Annotated in this window: 16 protein-coding genes; 10 read left to right on the top strand and 6 right to left on the bottom strand. The window is 31.5% G+C overall.

Annotated elements, in window-relative coordinates; translation table 11 throughout:
* Position 1 precedes the first annotated feature (1 nt).
* From ACYU7A_RS05150 to ACYU7A_RS05140, 3 genes are all read right to left on the bottom strand, one after another.
* Positions 2 to 769, bottom strand: coding sequence for a TatD family hydrolase (locus ACYU7A_RS05150; RefSeq protein ID WP_460574650.1), 768 nt, complete (start codon positions 767 to 769; stop codon positions 2 to 4).
* Between the two features lie 141 nt (positions 770 to 910).
* A complete protein-coding gene (locus tag ACYU7A_RS05145) occupies positions 911 to 1,633 on the bottom strand; it encodes a tetratricopeptide repeat protein (protein WP_460574648.1) in 723 nt (240 codons plus the stop codon).
* A 4-nt stretch (positions 1,634 to 1,637) separates the two neighbouring features.
* Positions 1,638 to 2,219, bottom strand: coding sequence for an RNA polymerase sigma factor (locus ACYU7A_RS05140; protein ID WP_460574646.1), 582 nt, complete (start codon positions 2,217 to 2,219; stop codon positions 1,638 to 1,640).
* Positions 2,220 to 2,542: 323 nt separating this feature from the next.
* Between ACYU7A_RS05140 and ACYU7A_RS05135 the strand changes: the two genes are divergently transcribed.
* The 9 genes from ACYU7A_RS05135 (at position 2,543) to ACYU7A_RS05095 (ending at position 15,419) form a co-directional block, all read left to right on the top strand.
* The gene (locus ACYU7A_RS05135; protein ID WP_460574644.1) at positions 2,543 to 2,989 is read left to right on the top strand and encodes a hypothetical protein; all 447 of its coding nucleotides are present in this window, start codon (positions 2,543 to 2,545) and stop codon (positions 2,987 to 2,989) included.
* Between the two features lie 74 nt (positions 2,990 to 3,063).
* Positions 3,064 to 3,660 carry a hypothetical protein gene (locus ACYU7A_RS05130; protein ID WP_460574642.1) on the top strand — a complete coding sequence of 199 codons (597 nt, stop codon included), beginning with the start codon at positions 3,064 to 3,066 and terminating at the stop codon, positions 3,658 to 3,660.
* 120 nt (positions 3,661 to 3,780) lie between these two features.
* A complete protein-coding gene (locus tag ACYU7A_RS05125) occupies positions 3,781 to 4,764 on the top strand; it encodes a hypothetical protein (RefSeq protein ID WP_460574640.1) in 984 nt (327 codons plus the stop codon).
* A gap of 86 nt (positions 4,765 to 4,850) precedes the next feature.
* Positions 4,851 to 6,857, top strand: coding sequence for a DUF7849 domain-containing protein (locus ACYU7A_RS05120; RefSeq protein ID WP_460574638.1), 2,007 nt, complete (start codon positions 4,851 to 4,853; stop codon positions 6,855 to 6,857).
* 51 nt (positions 6,858 to 6,908) lie between these two features.
* Entirely contained in the window at positions 6,909 to 7,322 is a 414-nt protein-coding gene (locus tag ACYU7A_RS05115) for a GxxExxY protein (protein ID WP_460574636.1), read from the top strand.
* Between the two features lie 34 nt (positions 7,323 to 7,356).
* Complete coding sequence (locus ACYU7A_RS05110) at positions 7,357 to 9,942, top strand: CHAT domain-containing protein (RefSeq protein ID WP_460574634.1); 2,586 nt, start codon at positions 7,357 to 7,359, stop codon at positions 9,940 to 9,942.
* Positions 9,918 to 10,355, top strand: coding sequence for a retropepsin-like aspartic protease (locus ACYU7A_RS05105; protein ID WP_460574632.1), 438 nt, complete (start codon positions 9,918 to 9,920; stop codon positions 10,353 to 10,355). The genes ACYU7A_RS05110 and ACYU7A_RS05105 overlap by 25 nt, the downstream gene beginning before the upstream one ends.
* Positions 10,356 to 10,424: 69 nt before the next feature.
* Positions 10,425 to 12,716 carry a T9SS type A sorting domain-containing protein gene (locus ACYU7A_RS05100; protein WP_460574630.1) on the top strand — a complete coding sequence of 764 codons (2,292 nt, stop codon included), beginning with the start codon at positions 10,425 to 10,427 and terminating at the stop codon, positions 12,714 to 12,716.
* An 84-nt stretch (positions 12,717 to 12,800) separates the two neighbouring features.
* A complete protein-coding gene (locus ACYU7A_RS05095) occupies positions 12,801 to 15,419 on the top strand; it encodes a T9SS type A sorting domain-containing protein (RefSeq protein ID WP_460574628.1) in 2,619 nt (872 codons plus the stop codon).
* An 85-nt stretch (positions 15,420 to 15,504) separates the two neighbouring features.
* Here ACYU7A_RS05095 and ACYU7A_RS05090 read toward each other — a convergent pair whose 3' ends face one another.
* The 3 genes from ACYU7A_RS05090 to ACYU7A_RS05080 form a co-directional block, all read right to left on the bottom strand.
* On the bottom strand, positions 15,505 to 16,719 hold the full coding sequence (locus tag ACYU7A_RS05090; protein ID WP_460574626.1) for a TCR/Tet family MFS transporter: 1,215 nt from the start codon (positions 16,717 to 16,719) through the stop codon (positions 15,505 to 15,507).
* Positions 16,720 to 16,807: 88 nt separating this feature from the next.
* Positions 16,808 to 18,031: a 2-oxoglutarate dehydrogenase complex dihydrolipoyllysine-residue succinyltransferase gene (gene odhB, locus ACYU7A_RS05085; protein WP_460574624.1), complete on the bottom strand. Its 1,224-nt coding sequence runs from the start codon at positions 18,029 to 18,031 to the stop codon at positions 16,808 to 16,810.
* A 26-nt stretch (positions 18,032 to 18,057) separates the two neighbouring features.
* The gene (locus tag ACYU7A_RS05080; protein WP_460574622.1) at positions 18,058 to 20,829 is read right to left on the bottom strand and encodes a 2-oxoglutarate dehydrogenase E1 component; all 2,772 of its coding nucleotides are present in this window, start codon (positions 20,827 to 20,829) and stop codon (positions 18,058 to 18,060) included.
* 115 nt (positions 20,830 to 20,944) lie between these two features.
* Here ACYU7A_RS05080 and ACYU7A_RS05075 point away from each other — a divergent pair, with 115 nt between their 5' ends.
* The gene (locus ACYU7A_RS05075; RefSeq protein ID WP_460574620.1) at positions 20,945 to 21,487 is read left to right on the top strand and encodes a hypothetical protein; all 543 of its coding nucleotides are present in this window, start codon (positions 20,945 to 20,947) and stop codon (positions 21,485 to 21,487) included.
* The last annotated feature ends 38 nt before the right edge of the window (positions 21,488 to 21,525 follow it).

The following is a 21,525-nucleotide window of genomic DNA, read 5'->3' as shown; positions in this document are numbered from 1 at the left end:
GTTAAATCCCAAAAATATCCTTAGAATTTTCTGTTGTAATTCGAGCAATTTCTTCAATGGGAAGATTATAAATTTCAGCCAATTTTTGAGCTACCAAAACGGTATAACTGCTTTCATTTCGTTTGCCACGATGTGGATTTGGAGCCAGATAAGGCGAGTCGGTTTCGAGAACAATATGTTTTAAATCGATATCTTTCAAGAACTGATCAATCTTTCCGTTTTTGAAAGTTGCAACACCACCAATTCCAAGTTTTAACCCTAAAGAAATGGCACGTTCTGCTTGAGAAAAATCACCTGTAAAACAATGAAAAATTCCGAATAAATCATTGCTTTTTTCACCTTCAAGAACTTCAAAAGTTTCATCAAAAGCATCTCGACAATGAATATTTATTGCTAAACCTTGCTTTTTTGCCAATTGAATTTGTTGTTGAAAAGCAAATTGTTGTTCTTTTAAAAAAGTTTTATCCCAAAATAAATCAACTCCTATTTCACCAACAGCATAAAACTTTCTTTTGGCAAATTCTGCTTCCACATGAGCCAATTCTTCAAGATAATTTTCTTTTACATAACAAGGATGTAATCCCATCATCAGGAAAACATTCTCAGGAAATAACGCTTCTAAATCATACATTTTCTGTGTATAAGTTGAATCAATCGACGGAATAAAAAATCGAAAAACTCCTGCATCAATAGCTCTTTGAATAGTTTCTACTCTATCGTCTTGAAATTGGGAAGAATATAAATGCGTGTGTGTATCAGTGAAAATCATTTTTTGTATTGTAAGTTGAACACTTCGACTCGCTAAGTGTAAAAGTTTTGAGTTGCAAAAGTAAGGAAAGAAAATGTGAAAATCATTAAGCACAAAAGCCACAAAAAAATAATTCTTTTGTGGCTTTTGTGTTTGAAATGTTTAATCCAAATCCTTCAACAATTTCTGCGCTTTTACATAATCCTCGGCATCGGCTGGAACTTGATTTAAGTAGGTTTTGCATTCATCAAACTTATTTTGCTTTAAATTGGATAATGCCAAATACCAAATTGCTTTGTCTTTATAAACTGAAGTTCCTGATTTAATATTGTTCAATAAAATTTCAGCTTTGGTATAATTATTAGTTTCAATTAATGCTATAGCATAATAATATTGCAACTCAGGATTGGTTAGATTTTGCACTTTCTCAAATGCTGAAACTGTTTTTTTATAGTCTTTATCATTAAATGCTTTTTGAGCTTCATTTAAAGTTGCATCTCCAACGCTTCGTTCCATAAAATAGGCATTTTCATGTTGATTATAATCGTCATATTCAGGATTTCCTTGCATCATAAACCAAGTACCAAAAGCAAGAACAACAGATGCCGCAACTGCATAATAGAAAGGTTTGAAAGCAATGACCTTTGATTTTTTAACTTCTTTTTCAGCAAAATTTTCTCTAGAAATTGACTTCAAATTTTCTTTGAAAGCAATAGTTTCTTTATCAAATTTAGTTGCTAAAAACTGTGTTGTTTCTTTATATAATTCAAACTTTTCTTGTAACTCAATGTCATTTTGAAGTTGGTTTTCAAATTCCAATTTTTCTTCTTGCGACATTTCGTTATTGAAATAATTTTCGAATGTTATGTACAATTGCTCGTTCATGACTTTAGTATTTTAATGATTTGTATCTGTTTGATTGCTGAATCATTTCGGTTAACTGACCCGTGCAAAGCGATTTCTTTTTGCGCACATAACCATACGTAACGTTCAGTTTTTCGGCTACTTCTTCCATCGTTTTGGTTACAAAACTTAGTTTGAGTACTTCTTGACATTTCTCGCCTAGCTTTTGAAACATTTCGTCGAATAACGATTGCTTTTCATCAAAAACTTCGGTTTGAAAAGTCATTTCTTGAACCGATTCATCTATAGATACATTATCATCCTGTAATGTTACCTCTTTATTGGATAATTTTTTTAATTCGTTGAGCCAACGTCTTTTGCATAGTAAAAAAAAGTAGGCATCAAACGGACAACTTAATTGCAAACCATTTGTTTTAGCTTGATTGTAAATAGTAATGAGAACTTCCTGGATAACATCTTGCGCTTGATCATCGTCACCGCTGTTGGTTCGGATGTAGCTTTTAACTTTTGGAGCAAACTTCTTATATATAGATTGAATAATACTGGAATTATTTTGGAGTAATCCATCGATATATAATTGGTCTGGATGAATATTTTTATCTGTCATAACTACCTTATTTACTGCTAATGTAGAAAAAAATTAATAATTGAGGTAACAAATTATAACACGAGTTGATATAGTGATATAAAGTTCATTGAAATAGTGTTTTAAAAAGTTAATCAAAATAATTCAGATTGTAAGGGTAACAAATTAAAACTACAATTGATATAAAGAAAAATACATCAATTAAGATTTATAAAGTTTCAAAAAGAAATTTGAAAAAATAGGGTAACAAATTAAAACACCAATTGATATAACAATAGAATCTGAAATAAATTCAGATTAAACAAAATCAAAACAATTAATAAAAATATTAAAACTTAGAAATCATGAAAAAATCAATCTTAACATTAGCAATCGTGGCATTATCATTTTCAAATATAAACGCTACAGAAGTAACAACAACTTCAAACACAATCGAAGCAACTTCAACTCTTACAAGAGATCAAATTAAAGAAGTATATGATTGGAACGTAAGAACAAATCAAGGTAATTATTCTGGAACAGCAAATTCATTGGAAGAAGCCAAAAGAATGATTGAATTGTCATCAGTAGGAGAAATAGTTTTAGATAGAAAAATTGAAAGTTTCTTTCAAGTAAAAGAAACCGTTTCGTCTAACAAAGTGAGATTATACTTCTGGGAAGTAACTACAAATTCTGGAACTGCAAAAGGGTTTTCAAGCTCTGAAAGTCAAGCCAAACGAATGATAGAATTAGTAAGCACAGGCGATATTTTAAGCTATAAAATTATACAAAGTGCCGATTTTGTAAAATAATTTAAAAAATAGGGTAACAAATTAGTTTCCCAATTGATATAACACTATAAACAACATTAAAAAACTTAGAAATCATGAAAACATTTAAAAACATCGTAACATTATTCTTTTTAGGATTAATAATCAGTAGTTGCTCAACAGGAACAACTCCAGTTCCAGTTCCTCCTTGTAGTTCAACAAACACCATTTTCAATCAATTGTATGCCAATGTGGTTACACTTCCTGGACATCAAAACAATATTACATTTGATACAGAAATTCACGAATACACTTTTACTTTATCTCAAAACAAAACCATTTGTAGTATTGGATATCAAAGTCAACTAGCAATTGCAGCTGTTCCTTACAAAATGGAAATTGTAGACAACAATACTAATACTGTTATTTATACTGGCAACCATGTTTTCTCTTCTGCAAATACAAGTTATGTTTCAATAACTCCAACACCAATAATAGCCAATCAATCTTACACCATAAGAAGAACAATGCTTTTAGCAAATGCCGGAAATAATTTTTCAAATATCATAGGAAGAGTTGTACATCAACCTGGAGCATTAGTAAGTTTTCCTCAAACTTTTGGGATAATGACTATTACTGGAGCCAATTTTTACCAAAATGGTGGTCCTTTAGTAAATATGGGAATTCCTTACATCGATTTTGCTTATTACTAGTAGATTAAAAAAAACTTTCAAAACTGGGGTAACAAATAATTATCCCAGTTGATATAACAATATAAAACAAAAAGAATCTGAAACGAGTTCAGATTGAAAACATCAAAAAAATTAGAAATTATGAAATCACTTAAAAACATCAGCCTTTTATTTTTAGCAACATTAGTTCTAACAAGTTGCTCAAACGACGACAACAATTCTGAAGTACAACTTCCTCCAAGTGCAGCACAATTTGCAAACATTAGAGAAACTGCTTTAGAGAATTTGACACAACATTTTACAATGACTGCCGGAACCGGAACAGTAACATTGACCTCTACAAAAGGAGTAACTATAATGATAAATGGAAACTGTCTAACAAAAAACGGAAACCCAGTTACTGGTGCTGTAGATATAGAATATGTAGAACTTTTTGATAAAGGACACATGTTAACTACCAATAAACCTACAATGGGTTTGATGCCAAACGGAGACAAAAATCTTTTAATTTCTGGAGGAGAATTTTATATCAATGCAACACAAGGTGGACAACAATTAGCAATCACTTGTAATATGGTTTTACTTGTCCCATCAAATCTTACTGAAAATGCTATTGATACTGCCATGACATTATGGGATGGAAACATGGATAATCCAGAAAATTTAGTTTGGGAAGCAGCAAATACAACACCTGCAGGACCTCAAGGTGGCGGAGTAGGATTTGAACAAAACAGTTATTATGTTACTTTTGGAAACTTTGGATGGTCAAATGTAGATAGATTTTATAGTGATCCAAGACCAAAAACGACTTTACTTGCAAGTGTTCCAAACGGATATGATAATACCAATTGTGCTATTTATTTATCGTATGATGGCGAAGGACAAAATGCTTTAGCAAAGTTGGATACTTACAACCCAACAACTAAAAAATTCAGTGAACATTATGGTCAAATTCCAATTGGTTTACAATGTCATGTGATTTTTGCAACAGAAGAAAATGGTCAATGGAGATATGCCATAAAAGGAGTTACTGTTGCTGCAAACGATGAATATACATTCACACTTGGCGAAACAACTGTTGGTTCTGAAGCACAACTTGTAGCAGCGATAAATGCAATTCAATAATAGTTAGGTTAAGTTTATTTTTGGAAAAGCGGTGATTTATTCATCGCTTTTTGTTATTTTTATAAATGCTAACCAACCTTTTTACAATGAAAAAATTAGTTTTACTCCTGTTTTTAACTACCTTTTTTTCTTTTTCTCAAACAAAAGTAAAAGATACAGTTACCAGAAAAGCTACTATTAGCTTTGATAAAAAAGGAAACTTGGTTTCTTTAAAACCAGAAACTCCTCCATTAAATCAAATTGCAGGTGCACCACCAGCAAGTTATAGTTACTTTTGGGAACTTGGCGATGGCAGTTATAGCAAAGCTAAAGAACCTAAAAAAGTATATAAAAAGAAAGGCGATTACAAAGTAAACCTTGCTGTTACAAATAATTATGACAATGGAAAACCACCTTCTACTCGACCAAAAACTGTTGCTATAACAGAAATTACTGATGACAAATCGGAGGATATTGCTTCTATTGAAATGGAAGATGGATTTAAAATATTCAACAATCGCGAACCAGTTCCTGAGGAAGAAATGATTATCGTTTTGAGTTATCAAAATCTTCTTGATTATGTTTCTAGCGGAAAATTATACTTGTTTTACAACGATAAAGAGTTTAAAAATAAAAACTTCGAACTATTAGAAACCCGAACACATTTTGGAGAAAGAGAAATTATTGAAAACGGAATTGCTTCTGTTGACGACAAAAATAATTCTAATGAAAATGTAGCTTCAGTTGATGATTATACTTATTTCAAAAAATCCTTTTCTACTGAAGATGAAAACTTAGATATGACTTTAGCAGAAAGTAAAGCCCTATTTTCAGATGTTAAAATTTTAGAATTTGATGCTATGAATTCTAAAGAAACTCGCAATGTTTTTATGAGTTTCAAAACAACTCCAGACATGATTAAAGACACTAGCGCAACTGTAAGAATGCGTGGCGTTTATGTTCCAGATAGAAACTACAAAAACCATAAAAAGAAAACACTAGAAATGGAGATTGTAACGTCACACGATCCTAATAAAATGTCTAGTAACGGAACTCTTATCAATTATAGATTGGTTCGATTTAAAACATTAAACTTCAAAACGCGCTTTCAAAATGATGGTGAAGGTCCGGCAAGAACCATTAGACTTGAAACCGATATTCCAGAAATGTTTGATAAAAAAACACTTCAAATTGTTGATTTATATCCCAAATGTCCAATCTGTCCTAAAAATGAAATTGTAAATTACAGTTGTTTGGATACGATAATTAAAAAGGACCAAATTCATTTTACATTTAAAAACATTTATCTTCCTGGAAGTCAACAAAAGAATGTAAAAGAACGCGATTCGACTAAAGGATTTGTAAAATATTCATTGAAATTTGCCAAAGATTTTCACAAGATAAAAACCAAAAGTAAAACGTCAATTTTCTTTGATAAAAACGAACCAGTAATTACCAATTATGCTGTAACAAGATTCAAACCCGGAATTTCAATTGGAGCAAAAGCTGGATACAATTATTTTCCAGATCAAGAAAACCCAAAGAGTTTTTTTGTTGGAGCTACAATTTCCCCATATAAATCTTATCGCTTTTATTGGCAATCGGAACTATATTTTAATCATCTTGAAACTGGCGGAAACAATACTACTTCACCTCTACTCTTGCAACAATTTTCGCCTCCAATTATACTGAGTAATGGAATTGCAGTTGATGCTGCTTTTACACAAACATCAAGTTCCTCAAAATTAACTAGAAATTTAATTGATATTGTACCTATTTCTTTACGTTATAACATCAACAATTATATTGGTGTTGGCGCTGGACCTCAACTATCCTTAATAATGAATGAAACTATAGAAAATGATTTTACAAAAAAATATTATGCTGTAAATTTTGGTCAAAATCCACCAATTCCAGGAAATGAAATAACCGATTTACAAGAATCTAATAGTTCAAAAACTACTTCAAAAAATTTCTCAAAAACCCAGACTAGTTTGTTTGCAGATGTAACTTTTGGCTTTGCCAGAATTGGACCAAGTGTTGGAATTAGATATTACAAAAACTTTGAAAAAGAGTTTGATTACTGGCAGTTTTATGGTATTTGGAAGTTTTAATTTTTTAAAACACAAAAGGCACAAAAGATTTATTCATAATATGATTGTTTAATGAAATTAACTAAAAGCTACTTAAAAGATTTAACGTACCAAATTAATGGTGCAGCGATTGAAGTCCACAAAGAAATTGGTGCAGGACTTTTAGAAAGTATTTACCATAAATGCATGATGCGTGAACTTGAATTTAGAGGTATAGAGTTTAAATCAGAACTTAAAGTACCTCTTTATTTTAAAGGTGTTAATTTAGAAACTGAACTTAGATGTGATTTACTAATTGAAAAATGTATTGTGGTCGAATTAAAATCAGTAAAAGAGTTTTCACCAATTTATGAAGCTCAAATATTAACCTACATGAGATTACTTGAGGTTCCAAAAGGTATTATTTACAATTTCAATTGTGTCAATTTGTACAATGAAGGGCAAAAATCATATGTAAATCATCACTTTAGCAATCTAGAAGAATAAAAACCTTTTGTGCCTTTTGTGTTTATAATAAATTATGCGGAAAATAATTCTTCTTTTCTTATTCACTCAAATGCTGTTTTCTCAAAGTAATGCGGTTACTTTAGAAGATAAAATCTATTATGCAATAGATGTATTTGTTGCAAATCCAAGTGATGAAAATTTGAAAAAACTGGAAATTTCAGAAAAAACATTTCATCCAAAATCAAAAGCTGAAATTCTTGCTTTGGTAATTTTAAAAAGTAATAAAGCTTACTATCAAAATCAATTTGGATTAACCAATAAAGCTATTTCAAGTTATGAAAGTGCATGGCAGTTGTTTCAAAAAAACAAACTTTCTGACTATGATATAACCGAATTCTGTTTAAAACCATTAGGTAATCTTTATACTATTATTGGGGATTATGACAATGCAGAAAATACCATAAAACAATACTTTTACATTGCTAATGTTGAAAAAAATCAGGCACAAAAGTATGCGGCTATTCTCAATTTATCCAATGTATATCAAAACTCAGGCAGAATTAATGAGGCAATCGATTTACTTGAAAAAACAATAAAAACAGAAAGATTAACTGCTACACAAAAAGGTGTTCTATTGAATAATTTAGGAAATAATTATTTTCTGAACACTAAATCTGACAAAGCAGAAAGTTCCTATTTACAATCAATTTCTTTATTAAAATCAGATAAATCTCAAATTGAAACTTTATCAAATGCTTATAGAAATTTATCAAAATTAAACCTTTATTCAGATGTGAAATTAGCAGATTCCTATTTTGAAAAAGCACGAAATGAGTTCAACAAATTATCAAATTTAGAACCACGAAAAAAAGCTCAATTTTGTATTGAAGAAGCCAATTTGTTATTCAAAAAAGGAAAAATATCGGAGGCAAATATCAAAATCAAAGACGCTTTTACGATTCTGATTCCTTATTATAACATATCTAAAGGCAATCTTCCCAATAAGAATTCTCTTTATGCAGAAACTACTTTATTAGATGCTTTAGATTTACAAGCCGAACTATTTTTAGCACAGAATCAACCAAAAAAAGCATTAGAAAGCTATCAACTTTCTTTTCATATAGAGGAGTTGTTTCAATCGCTTTTGGTTTATGAAAACTCTAAAATAATTTCGCAGATTAGAAACCGAAATCGAACCGAAAAATGTCTTGACATCTACTATTCGCTTTATCAAAAAGAGAAAAAAGTAATTTATCTAGAAAGTGCTTTTATATTGCAAGAGCAAACAAAATCGGCAGTTTTAAGGCAAACTATTTCGAAAAACAAAACAATTTCAAGAGAAGAAAAACTAATTTTAGAACAACTTCAAAATTGGAATACTATAATTAGCAAAGAGCAACAAAAATTAGATTCAGCCGATATTTCTGTAATCAATAACGCCATCAAAAAGCAAAATGAATTGATGCTATTATTGAAATCGAAAACGTCTGAAAAATCAAATGAATCCAAAATAGTTGCTATTAATAATTTGTATTCAAAATTAAAAAAAGACAAGGCAACTTTAGTTGAATATTTCTATGGTCAAAACAGACTATATAGTTTCACTCTAGAAAACGGAAATATAAAGTTAGATTTTATTAAAAATGACGAAAATTCCATTAGGACAATAAGATCATTTATTGATTATTTTTCTGATAGTGAAAAGATTACAAATCATGTTTCAGAATATAATCATGATGGATTTTTAGTTTATAAAATGCTGAAACTTCCAGCAAAATCAACTTATAAAAACCTCATCATTATTCCAGATGGAATACTAACTTTTCTTCCTTTTGAAGCTTTGATTACTAAAGAATCTAAGACAACCAATTTTGCCAAAATGAATTATTTATTGAATGATTTCACAATTGGCTATAATAATTCTGCTTCATTCTATTTGAATTCGGTTCCGTTTAAATTTGATAAAGAAACTGTTCTAGGTGTATTTCCGATATTTGAAAAAACCAATTTAGAACTAGCTTTTTCCAAAAAAGAAATGGAAGCTATTCAAGAGAAATTTGATGGAAGTTATCTTTCAAAAACCGAAGCAACATTTAAAAATTTCAGTTCAAATGCTCAAAATTATTCCATTCTTCATCTTTCAACACATGCCGATTCAGGCGATATTATAGATCAGGCAAATATCAAATTTTATAATTCCGAAATCTTATATTCTGAGTTATATAATTTAGAAATCAACCCAAATTTAGTGGTTTTAAGTGCTTGTGAAACAGGAATTGGCAAACTTTATAAAGCCGAAGGAGCCATGAGTATTGCGCGAGGATTTCAATTTGCTGGAGCTCAAAATCTGTTATTCTCCTTATGGAAAGTAAACGATTTTACGACTTCAATTTTGATGGAAAAATTCTACTCCAATATAAAATCTGGCAAATCCTATTATGAAGCTACCAATAAAGCTAAACTTGATTTTCTTTCTGATGAATCGATTCCAAACGCAAAAAAATCACCTTATTATTGGAGTGCCTTTGTATATTACGGAACATTAGAAACCAACTCTAATGGAAACTATTTTATTTGGTTTTCCATTTTAGGAAGTGCAATTGCTTTACTTTTGCTATTCAAAATTTTAAAAAAATGGAAGAACTCCAAACAACTTTAAAGAAAAACAATTACAAAAAAATTGCTTTCAAAGTTTCTAAAACCCAGCATTTACTGATAAAGGCAAGTATTAATGGCGTAAAAGGAAACTTTATTCTAGATACTGGTGCAAGTAATAGTTGTGTTGGATTTGAGAGCGTTGAATTATTTCAACTAAAAGCCAAAAAATCTAAAACTAGAGCTGCTGGAGCTGGTGCTACAGGAATGTTTACACAAATTGCAAAAAACAACACCTTACAACTTGGTAGATGGAAAGAAACTGATTTTCATTTGGTGGTTTTCGATTTATCACATGTAAATGAAGCATTACAACAATATAAAGCCAAACCTGTTCAAGGAATTATTGGCGCCGATATTTTATTACAAGGAAAAGCTATTATTGATTACTACAATCATTGTTTGTATTTGAAGTAATTCTAAATATCATTTAGAAGAACAATTCTTATATCTTTTTTAATACATTTGATACTTAATAATTTGATTATGAGAAAACTTTACACTTCAATACTTTTATTTTTTCTATTGACATTGTCTTTAAGTTCTTTTGGGCAAATTGTAGCTAATAGTAATAATATCTTCACAACATGCGGTTATTATGGGAATAATCCTTCGGATAATGTGCTTTTTAACGATACCTTAAATGGTAATGCCTTTTCTTATACTGATGTGACAATTACAATCATAAATAATCCATACAATGGTATTATAGATTTAGATATTGATCCATTATCCTCAAACTATGGTTTTTTGATTATGTATAATCCGACTATTTATGGTCAATTTACAATAGCATATCAAATATGTGAAGTAGCCAATCCAACAAATTGCGATATTGGCTATGTAACACTTTACAATGATCTTATTCCTGTTATGGCAAATGATGATGATTTTAGTGGAACTCCTATTGATAATTCTACTGGTGGAACCACTGCAAGTGTACTTTTAAATGATTATTCACCTTGTTATTATGGTCCACTTATTGGAAACGCTACTGTCTATGCAAATTCATCACTTCCAACTGGATTAACTTTAAATCCTGATGGTACAATATCAGTAGCAGTAAATACAATTCCTGGAGTTTATATTATAAGTTATACAGTTTGCGAAAATATGAGTGGAACCTGTGATAGTGCTTCAGCTTTCGTTTATGTGACTGGTGTTACTAATATTGTTGCTAATTATGATGATTTTAGCAGTCCAAATTATCCAAATTCAATGACTCCAAGTGTATTAAATAATGATACTGTAAATGGATATCCTGTAAGTTTTAATGATGTAAACTTTACACCACTTAATGTTCCTGTTGGATTTTCATTTACTGGAAATGGATATATTCTAATTGACTCAACTGTTCCCGAAGGAACATACAATATTCCATACCAAATATGTTCTAATATAGGTCTAGGTTGTTATGTGAATTATGCTTACGTAGTAGTTTTGAAAAATAGAATTTTAGGAAAAATAAAATTTGACGCTAACAATAATGGTTGTGATACTGGAGATGCTTATTTAAGCAATATTCATGCAAAAAATATTAACGGAACTACAACTTATACTTCTTATTCAAATTATTATGGTAATCAATATTATTTGATTGGAGATGCTGGTACAAATACGGTTTCAATTAATTTACCAAGTTATTTTACAGTAACTCCAGCAAATCAAGTTTTTAACTTATCTACGCCAGGAACTATAACTGCACCAGATTTTTGTGTAACTGCTAATACTAACGTTGATGACTTAGAAGTTGTATTAATTCCATTATTTAATGTAGTTCCAGGATTGCCTGCAATTTATAATGTCTGGTATAAAAACAACGGAAGTACAACGCTTAGTGGACAAGTTAGCTTTCAATTTGATAATAGTAAAATGACATTTTCATCAAGTAATCCGTCACCAAATAGCAATGTTGGAAATCAGTTGACCTATAATTTCACAAATTTAGCACCATTTGAAAGCAGAATGATAAGTAGTGTGAAATTTCAAGTGGCTATTCCTCCAACGGTTGATCAAGGTAATGTGGTAACGTTTTCAGGTTCAATTTCACCTATAGTTTCCGATTTGACTCCTTTAAATAATAATTCTAGTGTTAGCCAAACCGTTGTAAATTCTCAAGATCCAAATGACATTATTGTTCATGAAGGTAGTTCTATATCTTTAGCACAAGCACAACAAGATTATTTACATTACACTATTCGTTTTCAAAATATTGGAACTTCTGATGCGATAAATGTAAAAGTTGTAAATGATTTAGATACAAAACTAGATTGGAGTACATTTGAATTAATCAGCACAAGCCACAATTGTAGAGTAAAAAACAATAATGGTCACAACGAATTTTTATTTGAGGGAATTAATTTACCTGGAAGTAATAACGAGCCATTAAGTCATGGATATGTTACCTATAAAATCAAACCTATTTCGACAATAGCAATTGGAAACACTATATCAAATATGGCAAATATTTATTTTGACTTTAATGCTTCAATAGTTACAAATGTAGCTAATACAACAGTTAGCACATTATCAAACCAAAACTTCACATTCAATGATTTTAAATTTTATCCTAATCCAGTAAAGAATATTATAACAATTTCTAATGCTTCTTTAATTCAAGAAATAGAAATTACTTCACTACTTGGACAAAAAATTCTAACTAAAAAAATTAATGAATTACAAACAGAACTTAATTTAAGTGAACTTGCAAATGGGGTTTACTTTGTAAAAGTGAGAAGTGAAGGTCAAGAAAAAATTGTGAAAATTTTAAAAGAGTAAAAAAATACCTTATCAAATTATAGTAGTAAAATTAAATATGATTTGATAATTAATTTAATACATTTGATACTTAATTATTTGATTATGAGAAAACTTTACACTTCTATTCTTTTATTTTTTCTATTGACATTGTCTTTAAGTTCTTTTGGACAAATTAATGCTGTTGATGATTTAGCTTATCCAGTTCAACCATCAAGTACAACAGTTGCTACAACAGTTGGTAACGTTACTGCAAATGACACATTAAATGGAGTTGTGGTAACGACATATAACACTGATGTATCACCGATTACTACTGGTCCATTGAGTATTGATTCACAAGGTGTTTTAACATTAGCCCCAAATACTACATCAGGTACTTACACAATTACTTACCAATTATGTGAAGTATTAGCCATGCCATCAAATTGTGATACAGCTACTGCTACAGTTGTGGTATTGAATATAATAGAAGCGAATGATGATGTTTATCAAGTTGCTAATGTAACAACAACAACTATTGGTAATGTAATGAATAACGATACATTTAATGGTGTTGCGGTAATTTCATCATTGACAGATTTAACACCGATTACAACAGGACCATTGAGTATTGATGCAAATGGAGTTTTAACATTAGCACCAAATACACCATCAGGCACTTATACTATTACTTACCAATTATGTGAAAATGGAGCGATACCACAAAATTGTGATATAGCTACTGCTACAGTTGTAGTTTCAACAACACAAATAATTACTGCCGTTGATGATTCTTTTGTTTTTGATTCTTTAGGTGGAATTACTCCAAGTGTTTTAAACAATGACACAATTAATGGAGTACCAGTTATCCCAAATCTTGGTAGTCCAAATAGTGTTTTTGCAACTGCTATAAGTGTTCCTGCTGGGTTGACATTTAATCCTGATGGAACCATAAGTGTAAGTCCAAATTTACCAAGTGGAACCTATCCAGTAGTTTACCAAATCTGTGAAGCATTAAATCCAATAAATTGTGATACTGCTGTAGTGACTATTGTGGTAAACTACATTCCTTTAGAAATTGATATGGTTGCTACTTATAATGATTATAACAATGACGGATTTGTAAACGTTGGTGATGTAATTAACTATCAAATTACACTAACAAATATCGGAACTACCACAATGACTAATCTTACTGCTTGTCAATATTCAATGAATGTGAGTGGTGGAACACTTGCAAGTTTGAATGCAGGAGCTTCCAATAGTACTTTTTTCACTGGAGTTCATGTTATTACACAAGCAGAAATAAATGCAGGAAATGTATTTGGATTACTTTGTATTTGTGCAGGTTCAGGAGAACAAAATTGTTTAGACGGAATCAATACACCTTTAAGTCAATCTAATGGTATAAAACTTCAAGCATTTATAGATAGCAATTCTAACGGAATAAAAGATGCTTCGGAAAGTTTCTTTTCTGGTGGATACTTCAATTATTCAATAAATAGCGGCGCAACAACTAGTTTATATTCAAGTACTGGGATAAACTATTTGTATGAAAGTAATCCAGCTACAACTTATAATTTTAGTTATACAACACCTAATGCTTACTATACTTGTCCAACAACCTATACCAATATCACTGTGCCGAATGGTTCAGGAATAACCACTTATAATTTTCCAATAACTGTAATTCCTTATACTGATTTAGCAGTTTATTTAAGTCCTTCTGGAGGTCCAAGACCTGGCTTTAGCTATTACAATTATTTTACAATAAAAAACAATGGTACTCAAACCATCACTTCTGGAACCGTAACTTTCACCAAAGATAATGCTTTATCAATTTCTACTCTTCCACTTGGTGCAACCGCTACTGCAACAGGGTTTACTTATAATTTCACAAACTTACTTCCATATGAAATTCGATATGTATATTTAGGGCTTCAAGTTCCAACAATACCAACGGTTTCTCTTGGTCAATTGGTAACAAATACAGTTTCAGTAACAATACCATCTGGTGATGCAAATGTGATTAACAATAATGCAAGTTTGACACAAGATATTCGTGGTGCTTACGATCCAAATGACAAACATGAAAATCATGGAGGCAAAATTCTTCATTCTACATTTACTTCAAATGATTATTTAATGTATACCATTCGATTTGAAAACACAGGAAATGCTAATGCAATAACGGTTAGAGTTGATGATGTTTTAGATGCTGATCTTGATGAAAATTCAATTATCATGGTTGCTTCCTCACATAATTATGTTTTAAGCAGAATCGGAAGTAATTTATCATGGAAATTAGACGGTATCGATTTACCTCCATCAGTTCCAAATACGCAAATTGGTCATGGTTATATTACTTTTCAAATAAAACCTGATGCTGGTTATGCTATTGGTGACATCATTCCAAATTTCGCTAATATTTATTTCGATTTTAATCCAGCGATAATAACTGATGTTTGTAATACCGAATTTGTAGCAACCTTATCCAATCAAAACTTTGCTTTCAATAATTTGAATTATTATCCAAATCCAGTGAAAAATAGTTTATCAATTTCCAACGCTTCATTAATAGAAGAAATCGAAATTACTTCACTACTTGGACAAAAAATACTAACGAAAAAAATTAATGAATTACAAACAGAACTTAATTTGAGTGAACTTTCAAATGGGGTTTACTTTGTAAAAGTGAGAAGTGAAGGTCAAGAAAAAACGATGAAAATTATTAAGGAATAAAGTTATAATTCCAAAATAATAAATCCCAACTTCCAAAAATTTCAATGGAATTTGGGATTTATTTTTGGGTATTAGTGTAAATTATTTATTGGTTTTTTCTAAAAGAAAGGTAAGCAATAATGGTACTCAATAACATCAAAAATCCACCAAGCACAAAAGGAGCACCGGCAAACTGAAATGGAGCTTCTTTATGAGTAAAATAATAAAAAACGGTACTCATCATTGGTGGCCCAACAATAGCCGAAGCACTCATCAAACTTGACAATGTCCCTTGAATTTCTCCTTGCTCGTTAGCAGGAACTTGACTTGAAATAACAGCTTGCATCGCTGGACCAGCAATTCCTCCAAGACAATAAGGAATTAAGAAAGCAAACATCATCCAGCTTTGTGTAGCTGTAGCAAAAAGAAACATTCCAACAGTATATAATGCCATTCCAACATAAATACTTTTTTCATTGCCTAATTTTGGATTGATAACTCGTATTAATCCGCCTTGTACAATTCCGACCAAAAGTCCGATAGCTCCAAGTGAGATTCCTACCATTTTTTCATCCCAATTGAATTTGTACATTGTAAAATAACTCCAATTGCTATGGACAGCGTGTGAAGCCGTGTAAAGCAAGAAAATAGAAACTACAAGCCCTATTAATTTTGGATATTTTCTCAAATTCATAAAAGCACCAATTGGATTAGCTCTTTTCAAACTAAATTCTCTTCGGTTGTCTTTTGATAAGGATTCTGGTAAAATGAAATAACCATAAAGGAAGTTCAACAAACATAAAACTGCAGCGGCATAAAATGGAACTCTGGAACCATATTGTCCTAATAGACCACCGATTACTGGTCCGATGATGAATCCTAATCCGAAAGCTGCGCCAATCATTCCGAAGTTTTTGGCTCTGTTTTCTGGTGTGCTGACATCAGCAATATAAGCTGACGCTGTTGTGATACTTGCACCTGTAATACCTGCTATAATTCTTCCAATGAAAATCCATGTGATGGTTGGAGCAAAAGCTAACAATAAGTAATCCATTGAAAAGGCAAAAAGCGATATTAGAATTATTGGTCGTCTACCAAATTTATCACTTAAATTTCCAACTAATGGTGCAAAAACAAATTGTGTTATGGCATAAGCAAAAGTTAACCAACCACCAATTTTAGCCGCTTCACTAATATCTCCATGAATTAATTCTTTAATTAACTTAGGAATCACCGGAATAATAATTCCCCAACCTGTAATATCGATAAGCATGGTTATAAAAATAAAACCTATTGCAGCCGATTTTTTGTTTGATGCCATAAAAAGTATTGGTTAGTGAACGCAAATAAACGAAAAAATCCCAAACTCTAAATAGAATTTGGGATTTGTATTTTGGAATTTATTTTAATTACAATTCTAATGCTTTTTTAGCATTTCCACCCATTAAATGTTCTACTGGGTTTTCTAATGCTTCTTTAACAGCCACAAGGAAACCAACTGACTCACGTCCGTCAATGATTCTGTGGTCATAAGATAAAGCAACATACATTACTGGAGCGATAACTATTTGGCCGTTTTTCACGATAGCTCTATCAACAACATTATGCATTCCAAGAATTCCTGATTGCGGAGGATTGATAATTGGAGTTGACAACATACTTCCAAAAACACCACCATTAGAAATAGTAAATGTTCCACCTGTCATTTCATCAACAGTAATTTGTCCGTCACGAGCACGAATTGCTAATCTTTTAATTTCAGCTTCAACTCCTCTAAATGATAATGTTTCAGCATTTCTCATTACAGGAACCATTAATCCTTTTGGACCAGAAACCGCAACTGAAATATCACAGAAATCATAAGAAATTTTCTCTTGACCATCAATCATTGAGTTCACATCTGGGAATAATTGTAATGCTCTTGTAACCGCTTTAGTAAAGAAAGACATGAAACCTAAACCTAATCCGTGTTTCTCTTTAAATGCATCTTTATATTCAGCTCTTAAAGCATAGATAGCTGTCATGTCAACTTCATTGAACGTAGTTAACATTGCTGTTTCATTTTTAGCAGAAACTAATCTTTCAGCTACTTTACGACGCAACATTGATAATTTTGTTCTTTCAGAACCACGAGTTCCACCTGTAGGAGTTCCCATTGATGGCACTGCATTTACAGCATCATCTTTAGTAATTCTTCCACCTTTTCCTGTACCAACGATTTCAGTTGGTTGGATGTTTTTCTCGTCTAATATTTTTTTAGCCGCTGGTGAAGGCGTTTGTGTAGCGTATGTTTTTTCGGCAACTGGAGCCGCTTTCGGAGCTTCAACTTTTTTCTCTTCTACTTTTGGAGCTTCTGCTTTAACTTCTGCTACAGGAGCTGCACCACTTGGCTTAGCTGCACTTGTGTCAATCAAACAAACAACTGCACCAACAGCGACCGCGTCACCTTCTTCTGCTTTTAGGGTAATAATTCCGCTTGCTTCTGCAGGTAATTCAAGAGTTGCTTTGTCTGAATCTACTTCAGCAATTGCTTGGTCTTTTTCTACATAATCGCCATCTTTTACTAACCAAGTAGCAATTTCAACTTCTTTTATCGATTCGCCTGGTGAAGGCACTTTCATTTCTAAAATCATCCTTTTATAATTTTATATGTGTGTTATTATCTAAATAAATTTTTATCAAAAACCATTCTAATTGCATCGGCATGACGACGTCTATCTCTAGTGTGACTTCCTGCTGCTGGTGCTGCGTATGCTTTTAATGAAGCTAATCTCCAAGGCACTAAATTGAAATTCATCAACATATAGCTATAAGCGCCCATGTTTTTAGGTTCTTCTTGTGCCCAAACATAATCGTCTGCGTTTGGATAACTAGCAATAATTGCTTTTAATTGTTCAACTGGTAATGGAAATAATTGCTCTACACGAACCAAAGCTACATCATTTCTTTCTAATTTTTCTCTTTCAGCAAGAATATCATAGTAGAATTTTCCGGTAACGAAAACAACTGTTTTTACTTTTTTCTTATCTACTGAATTGTCATCAATTGTTTCTTGAAATTGTCCGTTGTATAATTCTTCTTGTGTTGAAACACACAATGGATGACGCAACAAACTTTTTGGTGAAAAATGGATTAATGGTTTACGGAATTTCGTTTTCATTTGTCTTCTCAACAAGTGATAGAAATTGGCTGGCGTTGTACAATCTGCAACGTACATGTTGTGACGTGCACAAAGTTGTAAATAACGTTCCATTCTAGCTGATGAATGTTCTGCTCCTTGACCTTCATAACCGTGAGGTAATAAAAGAACAATTCCATTTTGGTTGTTCCATTTGTCTTCACCGCATGAAATATATTGGTCAATCATGATTTGTGCACCATTAGAGAAATCTCCAAATTGTGCTTCCCATATAGTCAATGCATTTGGATTAGCTAAAGCATAACCATAATCAAAACCTAAAACACCATATTCTGAAAGGAAAGAATTAAACACATTGAACTTCCCTTTTTTATCTTTTAGTGAATTTAAAAGAATTACTTCTTCTTCACTATCTTCAACTTTTACAACGGCATGACGGTGAGAGAATGTTCCTCTTTCTACATCTTGTCCTGAAATTCTAACATCATAACCTTCTGTTAACAATGAACCATAAGCAAGTGATTCAGCTGTTCCCCAATCGATAACATTGTTATCATACATTGTTTTTCTATCGGTGATAATTTTTGTGATTTTGCTTATGAACTTTTTATCTGATGGCAAAGTTGAAATTTCATTGGCTATTTGATCTAATTTCTTTTTATCAAATTTAGTATCAAATTTTTGCAACATAACATCATCCGATACTTGTTCGAATCCTTTCCATTCGTCTTGCAAGAAAGGTTTGATAATCGTCAAGTCTTTTTTACGAGACGCTTGAAGATTCTCATCTAATTTATCTTTGTATTCGTTTTCGATTTTTGTGATATAAGCAGCATCAACGATACCTGCAGTAATCAATTTCTCTGCATAAATATCTCTTGGATTTCTATGCTTAGCAATGATTTTATATAAAACTGGTTGTGTAAAACGTGGTTCATCACCTTCGTTATGGCCATACTTTCTATATCCTAACAAGTCGATAAATACATCACGACCAAACTGCATACGGAAATCTAAAGCAAATAACATAGCGTGAACAACTGCTTCAGTATCATCAGAATTAACATGAAGTACCGGAGAAAGTGTCACTTTTGCAACGTCTGTACAATAAGTAGATGAACGTGCGTCTTGGTAATTAGTAGTAAATCCAACTTGGTTGTTGATTACAATGTGAATTGTTCCTCCTGTTTTGTAACCATCAAGTTGCGCCATTTGAACAATTTCGTATACAATTCCTTGTCCAGCAACAGCAGCATCACCGTGAACGGCAATTGGTAAAACTTTAGAGAAATCGTCTGGTGTATATTTATCTTGTTTAGCACGAGCAATTCCTTCAATAACTGCACCAACTGTTTCAAGGTGCGAAGGATTTGGAGCTAAATTGATGTTGATTTTTTTACCCGATTTGGTTTTTCTTTCAGAAGTTAAACCTAAGTGGTATTTTACGTCACCATCAAAGTATTCTTTATCGTAGTCTTTTCCGTCAAATTCTGAGAAAATATCTTGAGTTGCTTTTCCGAAGATATTGGCTAAAATATTTAATCTTCCTCTGTGCGCCATTCCCATTACGAAATGTTCTACACCTTTTTCTGCTGCAGATTCAATTAAAGCATCAAGTGCAGGAATAATACTTTCTCCACCTTCAAGTGAAAAACGTTTTTGACCTACATATTTTGTATGAAGAAAGTTTTCAAAAGAAACCGCTTCGTTTAGTTTTCCTAAAATGTGTTTCTTTTGTTCGCCATCAAAATTTGGTAAGTTATCGTTAATGTTGATTCTGTTTTGAATCCATTGAATAACCTCTGGTTTTCTCATGTACATGTACTCAATACCAATATGTTGGCAATATACATTTTTAAGATGAGCGATTATTTCTTTTAAAGTTTTTGGCTGATGACCAAGTACTTTTGCAGCATCAAAAACAGTATTCAAATCTGCATCGGAAAGTCCAAAATTTATCAAATCTAAATTTGGTTCGTAAATTCTTCTTTCTCTAACAGGATTTGTTTCAGTAAAAAGGTGACCACGTGTTCTGTAACCATCAATTAACTTAAGAACATTAAATTCTTTTTGAAGTTTTTCAGAAGCTTGTCCGTTATCTATAGAAGTTGCAGCATAATTGGCTACATATTCTCCTGCGTTTTCTTCATTGAAAGTTGCCATTCCAAAGTCGAAACCTTGAAAAAAGGCACGCCAACTTGGTTCAACACTATCAGGATTTACCAGATATTGGTCGTATAATTGTGCGAAAAATTCGGTGTGAGCTGCGTTTAAGAAGGAAAATCTATCCATGATTTAAGATAAAATAATCGTTGTGTTAAAAAAATTTATGCAAAAGTAAAATATTTATAACAATCTTTCAATGTTTTTACTACTTTTATGTCGCTAATTAACTATATATATACGTATGAAAAAGAATGCCTTACACAATTTAACAAAAAGATTAACATTTCTATTTTTTATTGCTGTCAGTTTATCTGTTTCTGCACAAGAAACCCAAGAAACAAAACCAAAAAGTGAGTTTTGGAGTAAAGTACAATTTGGAGGTGGATTAGGCCTTGGATTTGGTTCAGGTTTTACTAACATTGCAGTTTCTCCTACAGCTATTTACAATATCAATTCCTATGTGTCTTTAGGAACTGGATTGCAGTATAGTTTCTTAAAGCAAAAAGGGTTTTACTCTTCAAATATCTATGGAGCAAGTTTTATTGCACTTTTTAATCCAATCGAAGAAATCCAATTATCTACAGAATTAGAACAATTACGAGTAAATAGATCGTTTGAAGGACTTTTATCTGGAAGTGATAATTTTTGGAATACCGGACTTTTTGTAGGAGCTGGTTATCGAATGGATAATGTAACGATTGGAGCGCGATATAATTTATTTTTCAAGACTGATAATGGAGTTTACGGTGATGCATTTATGCCTTTTGTGAGAGTGTTTTTCTAATATTTACTTCTAAATCAAACCTTAATAAATTAGATATA

It is taken from the genome of Flavobacterium koreense (assembly GCF_054776075.1).
Note: the sequence above shows the minus strand (reverse complement) of the source record. Positions and strands in the feature narration are given on the sequence as shown.

What these genes read in the sequence shown, in the direction of transcription:
- ACYU7A_RS05095 (WP_460574628.1), top strand. Translation starts at nt 12,801, where the DNA reads ATGAGAAAACTTTACACTTCTATTCTTTTATTTTTTCTATTGACATTG.
- ACYU7A_RS05105 (WP_460574632.1), top strand. Translation starts at nt 9,918, where the DNA reads ATGGAAGAACTCCAAACAACTTTAAAGAAAAACAATTACAAAAAAATT.
- ACYU7A_RS05150 (WP_460574650.1), bottom strand. Translation starts at nt 769, where the DNA reads ATGATTTTCACTGATACACACACGCATTTATATTCTTCCCAATTTCAA.
- ACYU7A_RS05135 (WP_460574644.1), top strand. Translation starts at nt 2,543, where the DNA reads ATGAAAAAATCAATCTTAACATTAGCAATCGTGGCATTATCATTTTCA.
- ACYU7A_RS05145 (WP_460574648.1), bottom strand. Translation starts at nt 1,633, where the DNA reads ATGAACGAGCAATTGTACATAACATTCGAAAATTATTTCAATAACGAA.
- odhB (WP_460574624.1), bottom strand. Translation starts at nt 18,031, where the DNA reads ATGATTTTAGAAATGAAAGTGCCTTCACCAGGCGAATCGATAAAAGAA.
- ACYU7A_RS05075 (WP_460574620.1), top strand. Translation starts at nt 20,945, where the DNA reads ATGAAAAAGAATGCCTTACACAATTTAACAAAAAGATTAACATTTCTA.
- ACYU7A_RS05125 (WP_460574640.1), top strand. Translation starts at nt 3,781, where the DNA reads ATGAAATCACTTAAAAACATCAGCCTTTTATTTTTAGCAACATTAGTT.
- ACYU7A_RS05130 (WP_460574642.1), top strand. Translation starts at nt 3,064, where the DNA reads ATGAAAACATTTAAAAACATCGTAACATTATTCTTTTTAGGATTAATA.
- ACYU7A_RS05120 (WP_460574638.1), top strand. Translation starts at nt 4,851, where the DNA reads ATGAAAAAATTAGTTTTACTCCTGTTTTTAACTACCTTTTTTTCTTTT.
- ACYU7A_RS05110 (WP_460574634.1), top strand. Translation starts at nt 7,357, where the DNA reads ATGCGGAAAATAATTCTTCTTTTCTTATTCACTCAAATGCTGTTTTCT.
- ACYU7A_RS05080 (WP_460574622.1), bottom strand. Translation starts at nt 20,829, where the DNA reads ATGGATAGATTTTCCTTCTTAAACGCAGCTCACACCGAATTTTTCGCA.
- ACYU7A_RS05115 (WP_460574636.1), top strand. Translation starts at nt 6,909, where the DNA reads ATGAAATTAACTAAAAGCTACTTAAAAGATTTAACGTACCAAATTAAT.
- ACYU7A_RS05100 (WP_460574630.1), top strand. Translation starts at nt 10,425, where the DNA reads ATGAGAAAACTTTACACTTCAATACTTTTATTTTTTCTATTGACATTG.
- ACYU7A_RS05090 (WP_460574626.1), bottom strand. Translation starts at nt 16,719, where the DNA reads ATGGCATCAAACAAAAAATCGGCTGCAATAGGTTTTATTTTTATAACC.
- ACYU7A_RS05140 (WP_460574646.1), bottom strand. Translation starts at nt 2,219, where the DNA reads ATGACAGATAAAAATATTCATCCAGACCAATTATATATCGATGGATTA.